This is a genomic window from Rhizobacter sp. P2_H3, from assembly GCF_056403355.1.
Genome location: NZ_JBFUFQ010000058.1, coordinates 22,287 through 30,426 on the forward strand (window position 1 = coordinate 22,287; position 8,140 = coordinate 30,426).

General features: G+C 70.8%; 7 protein-coding genes. 3 read left to right on the forward strand and 4 right to left on the reverse strand.

Annotation, left to right across the window (positions count from 1 at the left end):
• Positions 1-1,392 (reverse strand): hypothetical protein, encoded by a 1,392-nt coding sequence (locus AC1D1T_RS13540; protein WP_477839757.1) that lies wholly within the window; start codon positions 1,390-1,392, stop codon positions 1-3.
• Between the two features lie 77 nt (positions 1,393-1,469).
• Positions 1,470-1,793 carry a hypothetical protein gene (locus AC1D1T_RS13545; RefSeq protein WP_477827045.1) on the reverse strand — a complete coding sequence of 108 codons (324 nt, stop codon included), beginning with the start codon at positions 1,791-1,793 and terminating at the stop codon, positions 1,470-1,472.
• A 117-nt stretch (positions 1,794-1,910) separates the two neighbouring features.
• On the opposite strand from AC1D1T_RS13545, the gene def reads away from it, so the two are divergent.
• Together def and AC1D1T_RS13555 are read left to right on the forward strand one after the other, a co-directional pair.
• Positions 1,911-2,453 (forward strand): peptide deformylase, encoded by a 543-nt coding sequence (gene def / locus AC1D1T_RS13550; RefSeq protein WP_477839761.1) that lies wholly within the window; start codon positions 1,911-1,913, stop codon positions 2,451-2,453.
• 116 nt (positions 2,454-2,569) lie between these two features.
• Entirely contained in the window at positions 2,570-4,849 is a 2,280-nt protein-coding gene (locus AC1D1T_RS13555) for a DUF6600 domain-containing protein (RefSeq protein WP_477991984.1), read from the forward strand.
• Between the two features lie 3 nt (positions 4,850-4,852).
• On the opposite strand, the gene AC1D1T_RS13560 is transcribed toward AC1D1T_RS13555, so the two are convergent.
• Positions 4,853-5,512, reverse strand: coding sequence for an arylesterase (locus AC1D1T_RS13560; protein WP_477991985.1), 660 nt, complete (start codon positions 5,510-5,512; stop codon positions 4,853-4,855).
• On the opposite strand from AC1D1T_RS13560, the gene AC1D1T_RS13565 reads away from it, so the two are divergent.
• Positions 5,511-6,194, forward strand: coding sequence for an ABC transporter ATP-binding protein (locus tag AC1D1T_RS13565; protein ID WP_477991986.1), 684 nt, complete (start codon positions 5,511-5,513; stop codon positions 6,192-6,194). The two genes, AC1D1T_RS13560 and AC1D1T_RS13565, sit on opposite strands and share 2 nt — an antisense overlap.
• Positions 6,195-6,830: 636 nt before the next feature.
• Here AC1D1T_RS13565 and AC1D1T_RS13570 read toward each other — a convergent pair.
• A partial coding sequence (locus tag AC1D1T_RS13570) for an NAD-dependent succinate-semialdehyde dehydrogenase (protein ID WP_477991987.1) occupies positions 6,831-8,140 on the reverse strand: 1,310 nt, incomplete at its 5' end.

The following is an 8,140-nucleotide window of genomic DNA, read 5'->3' on the forward strand; positions in this document are numbered from 1 at the left end:
CTAGAACGAGTGGGCACCATGGGCACCGAGGCTCATGATGTATTGGAGGAAGAGCTGCCGGTCGGTCACGTCGCCGCGGCTGCGGTCGCTGGCGAGCTGCAGCCGGAAGCGGCTGAATTCCGACAGCGAGTAGTCGGCCATCAGCGTGCTGCGCGTCGGCGTCGCGCGCTGCAGCACCGGCAGGTCGGCGGCGGCCAGCGTGCCGTTGTCGACCAGGCCGATCGCGAGGCTGCCGGCATCGAGCCGGTCGTACCTTGCGCCGACCCGCCACTGCGGCATGAACTGCCAGACGGCCTGCAGGTACCAGCCGCTCTGCGTGCTGCTGAAGCCGCCGATCGCCGCGGCCTGGGCCAGCGTGCCGTCTTCGGTACGGCGGAAGTACTCGCCCTGCAGCTTCAGGTTCTCGCGCGTCGCGTTGCCGCCCGGCGCCCATTTGTAGATCGCGTCCGCCACCCACGTCCTGCTGCGGCCGCTGAACGAGGCGCCGTGGTCGTCGCCGTTCGCGTCGAGGTCGTCGTAGCGCCGGTCCTGCGCGCGCTGGCGCAGGTAGGACAGGCCGGCGCGCCAGCTCGCGCTCTCGCCGAGGTCGTCGCCGACGTGCGCGAACAGCGCGGCCGAGCCGATGCCGTTGCGGCCGGTGTCATTGCCGGGGAAGGTGGCGCCGGAACCGATCTCGGCGCCGAGTTCGACGAAGCGCTCCGTGGGTGCGAGCCAGTGCAGGTGCAGCCCGTCGGTCTTCAGCGGGCCGCCGAAGAAGGCCTGGTAGGCGAGCGGCGCATCGACGAAATCCCAGGCATGCGCATGCTGGCTGTTCAGGTAGCCGATCGACGACAGGAAGCGCCCGCCCTTCAGCGTGGCACCGTCGAACAGGCCCTGGCGCTCGAACACCGCTTCCTCGACGCTGACGCTGTCGTCGCCGGTCAGCGAAAACGTCAGGTGGCCGCTGAAGGTCGGGTCGATGGTCGCGGCGAGCCCGAGTTCGGATTCGCCGAGCTGGAAGCTGCGCTTGCCGGGGCCGACCTCGCCGCCCGAGGGCATGAAGCCCTGGATGCGGTAGCGGGCAGGGTCCTGCGACAGGTTGGCGTAGGTGCCGTTGAGGATCAGCGAGATCGCCGGGTTGAAGGCCGATGCCGACGTGGCCGCGGCAGGGGCTGGCGCGGGGGGCGGTGCTTCGGCAGGCGGGGCGGCCGGCGCCGCCTGCTGCAGTTGTTGCAGCTTCTGCTCCAGCGCCTGCATCCGGGCCTCGTAGGACTGGCGCAGGTCGGCGATGTCTTTCTTCAGCTGCTCGACGTCCGATGCCGGGTCGGCGAGCGCGTTCGGGGGCCAGGCCAGCGCGGCGGCCAGGCCCAGCGAGGAGCCCAGCCCGGCGGCCCAGGTGCGGTGGAGTTGCATGGGGTGCGTCCTGCAGACGGTCTGCGGGTGATCGGGCGCCGGCAGGGCCCAGGAGGCGCGCCGACGGCGAAGACGGATCAGGCGTGCAGCGTCGGCGGGCCGCGGGCGCGGGTGGCGACCGGTGTGGCGCCGTCCCGCGCATCGGGCGGCAAGGGGGCGGCCGGCGGTGGGGTGACGGCGGGCGCCGTCCAGTCGAAGTGCGTCGGCATCGCCGCATCGAGCTGCGCGAACGCGAGGCAGGCGTCGCAGACCTTGTCGGATTGCGTCTGCCGCTCCTTGCCGGCCTGGGCGTGCCCGGGCGCGGGCAGCCCGTGCGACAGCGCATGCGCGAGCCACAGCTGCGGGGTCAGCAGGACCGACCCGACGAGCAGGGCAAGGCGAAGGAAGCGCAGGAGGGCCATCGAGGGTGTCGCGCGAGAGCGCACGCAGCGCCCGGAAAATAGCACACGCCGGCAGGGCGGCGCGCGATTCACGACAATGCCGGGTCGATGCGACGACTTTGCAAAGGACGCTGACCGATGACCGTGCGCGAGATCCTCAAGATGGGCGACCCCCGGTTGCTGCGCATTGCGCCGCCGGTGCCGCGCGAGCAACTGGGCAGCCGCGAGCTGCAGCAGCTGATCGACGACATGTTCGACACGATGCACCATGCCAACGGGGCCGGGCTCGCGGCGCCGCAGATCGGCGTCGACCTGCAGCTCGTGATCTTCGGCTTCAAGAACAACGCCCGCTACCCCGATGCGCCCGCGGTGCCGGAGACGGTGCTGATCAACCCGACGATCGTGCCGCTGTCCGACCTGCGGGAAGAGGGCTGGGAAGGCTGCCTGTCGGTGCCGGGGCTGCGCGGCATGGTGCCGCGCCATGCGCGCATCCGCTACACCGGCCTCGACCCGCAAGGCAACCTGATCGACCGCGAGGCCGAGGGCTTCCATGCCCGCGTCGTGCAGCATGAATGCGATCACCTGATCGGCAAGCTCTATCCCACACGGATCGAGGACTTCAGCAAGTTCGGGTTCACCAGCGTGCTGTTCCCGGACCTGGACCCGAACGACGACGACTGACGGCTTTTCGCCGGCCGTTTGCGAAGAAAGGTTTCTGCGGTCAGCCGCGTCACGGTCTGACACGTTGTGCCCCCTGGAACCTCACCGGTTCCACGCGGTCCCACCGGACCGTGACCATGCAACGTGAGGAGCTCGCCGTGCCGAACAGCACCCGAATCGCTACATCCGCCCGCATGGGCGCCTGGTCTGCACGCTGGCTGGGCTTCGTGGCTGGCCTGATGCTGATGTCCGTGCTGGCGGTGTTCGCGCAGCCCGCGCGGGCCGCCGACGAAGACCCGCCGGGCCGTGTCGGCCGGCTGTCCGAAGTCGACGGCGCCGTCTGGGTCTATGCCCCCGAGAGCGCCGAATGGATCGCCGCGGCGCGCAACCGGCCGGTCACCACCGGCGACCGCCTGTCGACCGAGAAGGATGGCCGCGCCGAGATCCGCATCGGCTCCACCACGCTGCGCATCGCCGCCAACACCGAGGTCGAGGTGCTGCAGCTCGATGACAACCACCTGAGCCTGCAGCTGCTCAGCGGCAGCCTGTCGGCGCGGCTGCGCACCCGCGAATCGGCCAGTGAATTCGGCGTGGCCACCGGCGAAGGGCGCTTTCGCACCGACCGCACCGGCAGCTACCGCTTCGACCGCATCGACGACACCAGCCAGGTCACCGTGGTGAGCGGCCAGGCGCAGTTCGAAGGCGACCGCACCGCGTTGACCGTGGTGCCCAATCAGCGTGCCGAGTTCTGGCGCGACAAGCCCGAGGCGCCGACGCAGTACAGCATCACCGACCCGGTGCGCGACCCGTTCTCCGACTGGGTGGCCTCGCTCGACCAGCGCGACGAGCGCAGCGTCTCGACCCGCTACGTCTCGCCCGAGATGACCGGCGTCGAAGACCTGGACCGCTACGGCCGCTGGGAGCAGAGCCCCGATTACGGTGCGATCTGGATCCCGCGCAACGTGGCACCCGACTGGGCGCCGTACCGCATGGGCCACTGGGCCTGGGTGAACCCGTGGGGCTGGACCTGGGTCGACGACGCGCCCTGGGGCTTCGCACCGTTCCACTACGGCCGCTGGATGTGGCACCGCAACGCCTGGTGCTGGACGCCGGGCACMTACATCGCGCGGCCGGTGTATGCACCGGCGCTGGTGGCGTGGGTGGGCGGGCCGAACCTGAGCCTGTCGATCTCGGTCGGCAACTCGCCGTCGGTCGGCTGGTTCCCGCTCGCGCCGCGCGAGGTCTACGTGCCGGGCTACCGTGTCAGCCCGCGCTACATCCGCAACGTCAACGTGACCCACGTGACCAACATCACCAACGTCACGAACATCATCAACAGCCCAGGTGCGGTGGTGCAGCAGACGAACTACATCAACCGCGGCATGCCGCATGCGGTGACGGTGGTGCCGGCGGTGGTGATGGAGCGCCGCCAGCCGGTGGCGCCGGCGATGACGCGCGTCAACGACCGCGTGCTGCGCGACATGGGGCGCGAACGGCCGCGCGTCGACGCGCCGGTGGCGATGCCGATGCCTGCGCGGGGCGAGGCCGGCGGGCGGCGCGTCGAGGATCCGCGCACCGGGCGCGTCAGCTTCGCGCCGAACCCGCAGCAGCCGGTTCCGCCGCCGCCGGGGCGCCGCGAGAACAACGGCGCCAACCTGGGCAGCACGCTCGTGCCCGGCAACGGCGCAGGCCGTGGCGACAACGGGCGCGACAACGGGCGCGACAACGGGCGCGACAACGGGCGCGACAACAACGGGCGCGGTGACAACAACGGCCGTGGCGAGAACAACGGCCGCGGCGATGGCGGCTGGGGCCGGCCGGAGCGGCCCGGCACGCCGGTGGCGCAGCAACCGCAACAGCAGCCGCAGCAACCTCAGCTGGGGCAGGCGCCGCAACAGCAGAGTCCGCAACCGCAGCAACAGCCCGGCTACACGCCGCGCCCGCGTCCGGGCCGTGACGTGCCCGATGCCGGCCAGCAGCCCGGCGGCAACCGCCCGCCGGTCGCGAACGCCACCCAGCCGCAGGCGCCGTCGGTGAACACGCCGGAGCGCCGTCATCCGATGCCGGTGAACCAGGAAGGCGAATCGCGGGGCCGTCCGCGGGTTGACCGCGGCGAGCGGCCTGCACCGGTCGGCGGCCAGCCGCAACTGCAGCCGCGCCCGGTGCCTCAGCAGCAGCAACCGGCGCAGCCCCAGGTGCAGCATCCGGCCGCGCCCCAGGTGCAACCGCCGCAGGCGCCGCAGCGTCCGCAACCGCAGGCACCGCAGCCGCCCCAACAGCCCCAGCAGCCGCCGCGCGTGCCCGAGGTGCGTGTGCCGCAGCAGGCGCAACCGCGCCAGGAGCAGCCGCGTGTCGAGCAGCGGCAGGAACGCCAGGACCGACCCGAGCGCCGCAACGAGCGCGAGAGCAACCGCTGAGGGTCAGCCGAGCATTGGTTTGAGGGCCGCCCAGACGTTGTTCAGCATCGTCGGGTGGGCCTTCGCGATCGGGTGGATGCGGTCGGGCTGGAACATCGTGTCGGCCTGCGGCGAATCGGCCACGCCTTTCAGCAGGAAGGGCACGAGGGCGGTGTCCTCCGTCTTCGCGACCTGGGCGAACAGCGCCGCGAAGTCGGCGCCGTACTGCCGCCCGTAATTCGGCGGCACCTGCATCCCGACCACCAGCACCTTGGCGCCGGCCTGCTTGGCGGCGCGCACCATCGCGAGCAGGTTGTCGCGCGTCATCGCGAGCGGCAGGCCGCGCAGCGCATCGTTGCCGCCGAGTTCGATCACGACGATGCCCGGCTGGTGCTGCTTCAGCAGCGCCGGCAGGCGCGAGCGGCCGCCGGAGGTGGTGTCGCCGCTGATGCTCGCGTTGACGACGGTGGCGGCGATCTTGTCGCGCACGARGCGCTCGCCGAGCAGGGCGACCCAGCCTTCGCCGCGCTGCAGGCCGTACTCGGCCGACAGGCTGTCGCCGAGCACCAGCACGCGGCGCGGCGTGGCGGCGTGAGCCCCCGGCAGCGCGCTTGCCGTGGCAAGCAAGGTACAGTGAACCAGCAACGCGCGTCGCGTRAGCCGTCTACCTGCAGAAGCATTCATGTCCGAATCCATCATTTCCGTCGAGCGCGTCACCAAGCAGGTGCAGGACTCGACCGGTGTGCTGACCATTCTCCACGAGATCGACTTCGCGCTCGCCGCGCGGCAATCGGCGGCCATCGTCGGTGCGTCCGGCTCGGGCAAGAGCACCTTGTTGTCGATCATCGCGGGCTTGGACACGCCGAGCACCGGAACGGTTCGCCTGGCCGGCCACGATCTTTTCGCGCTCGGCGAGGACGCGCGCGCCGCGGTGCGTGCCGCGCAGCTCGGCTTCGTGTTCCAGAGCTTCCAGCTGCTGGGCAACCTGAATGCGCTCGAGAACGTGATGCTGCCGCTGGAGCTGCAGGGCCGCAGCGATGCGCGGGCCCTGGCCACCGAGATGCTGCGCCGTGTCGGGCTGGGTGAGCGGCTGTCGCACTACCCGAAGGTGCTGTCGGGCGGCGAGCAGCAGCGCGTGGCGCTGGCGCGCGCCTTCGTCGTGAAGCCGGCGGTGCTGCTGGCCGACGAGCCCACCGGCAGCCTCGATTTCGCGACCGGCGAGAAGGTGATGGAGCTGATGTTCGAGCTGAACCGCGAATCGGGCACGACGCTGGTGCTCGTCACGCATGACCGCAGCATCGCGGCGCGGTGTGACAGGCAGCTGCACATCGAGGCGGGGAGGTTGAATCAGCAGGTTCTTGCGTAGTTCTGTGCTTGCAAAGGCGCGTGGGGGGAGGCTGTGGCTCGCCGGCCGGTGCGGTCATCGCCCCTGGCGGGGCGATGACTTCCCTCCGCTGACTGGTTTCATGGCCCGTCGCCCAAACTCCCTCCGTTCGCTTCGCTCACTGTGGTCAAACAGTGTGCGACAGTCAGTTCACGAAGCGTGCTGGCGCACGCGGGCCATGAAACCAGCCAGCTCCGGCGCCCCGTCCTGATTGGCGCTCCACAGCCTCCCCCCACGCGCCTTTGYGCCACCGCCCAGCTACTTTTTAGGTGACAAGCGAACAAGTGAGGGTTGATGCCCGGGCTGTCACCCGGGCCTGTTCTCCGCACGCATCGAGCCACTGGTTCGGCAAAGGCGGGGGCGGGGGGTGTGGGGAGCGCCAATCAGGACGGGGCGCCGGAGCTGTGCAGTTTGATGGCCCCGCGCGMAGCGCGATCGTGAACTGACTGTCGCCSACTGTTTGACCACAACGAACGAAGTGAGTGGAGGGAGTTTCGGCGACGGGCCATCAAACTGCGCAGCGCAGGGGAGTCGACGCGCCCTGCGCGGCGACCGCACCGGCCGGCGAGCCCCACACCCCCCGCTCCCGCCTTTGCTCGCGCCCATGCGAGAAAGAACCTACGAGCCTGTCCAGCAAAGGTACTTGGTGTGCATGTAGTCGTCCAGCCCGTAGCGTGACCCCTCGCGACCGTAGCCTGATTCCTTGACGCCGCCGAACGGCGCCGCCTCCGACGCGAGCACGCCTTCGTTGATGCCGACGATGCCGCATTCCAGCGCATCGGCGACGCGCCACACCCGCGCGATGTCGCTCGAATAGAAGTACGCCGCCAGGCCGAACGGCGTGTCGTTGGCCGCCGCCACCACCTCGGCCTCGCCGTGGAACCGGGTCACCGGCACGACCGGCCCGAAGGTCTCCTCGCACGAGCAGGCCATCGTCGAATCGGCATCCACCAGCAGCGTCGGCGCGTAGTAGTTCGGGCCGTCGCAGCGCGCCGAGTGCAGGCGCTCGCCACCGACGATCACGCGGGCGCCGCGCGCCACCGCGTCCTGCACATGCTGCTCGATCTTCTGCACCGCGCGCGCGTTGATCATCGGGCCGATCTGCGAGTCGGCCTCGGTGGCCGGGCCGACCTTCAGCGCGGCGACGCGCGCCGCCAGCTGGCCGACGAAGCGGTCGTGCACCGCGTCCTGCACGAAGACGCGGTTCGGGCAGACGCAGGTCTGGCCGCCGTTGCGGAACTTGGCGGCCATCAGGCCGTCGACCGCCGCATCGACGTCGGCATCGTCGAACACGATGAAGGGTGCGTTGCCGCCCAGCTCCAGCGACAGCTTCTTCAGCGTGCCGGCCGACTCGCGCGCCAGGTGCTTGCCCACCGGCGTCGAACCGGTGAAGCTGATCTTGCGCACGCGCGCATCGGCCAGCCACACGTCGACCACCTCCGGCGTGCGCTGCCGCGAGGCCGTCACGATGTTCAGCACGCCGGGCGGCACGCCGGCCTGCTCGGCCAGGTGCACCAGCGCCAGCGAGGTCAGCGGCGTGTCCTCGGCCGGCTTGGCCACCACGGTGCAGCCGGCAGCGAGTGCCGGCGCGATCTTGCGGGCGATCATCGCGGCCGGGAAGTTCCACGGCGTGATCACCGCGACCACGCCGACCGGCTCCTTCACGACCATCATGCGGCGGCCCGGCACGGCCGCCGGGATGATGTCGCCGTAGCTGCGCGTCGCCTCCTCGGCGAACCACTCGACATAGCTCGCCGCATACAGCACCTCGCCGCGCCCCTCGGCCAGCGGCTTGCCCTGCTCGCGCGAGATCAGCCGCGCGAGGTCGTGCTGGTGCTCGACGATCAGCGCGTGCCAGCGCTTGAGCAGCTGCGCGCGCTCGCGGTTCGGGCGCGCGCGCCAGCCGGCGAAGGCCGCATGGGCGGCCT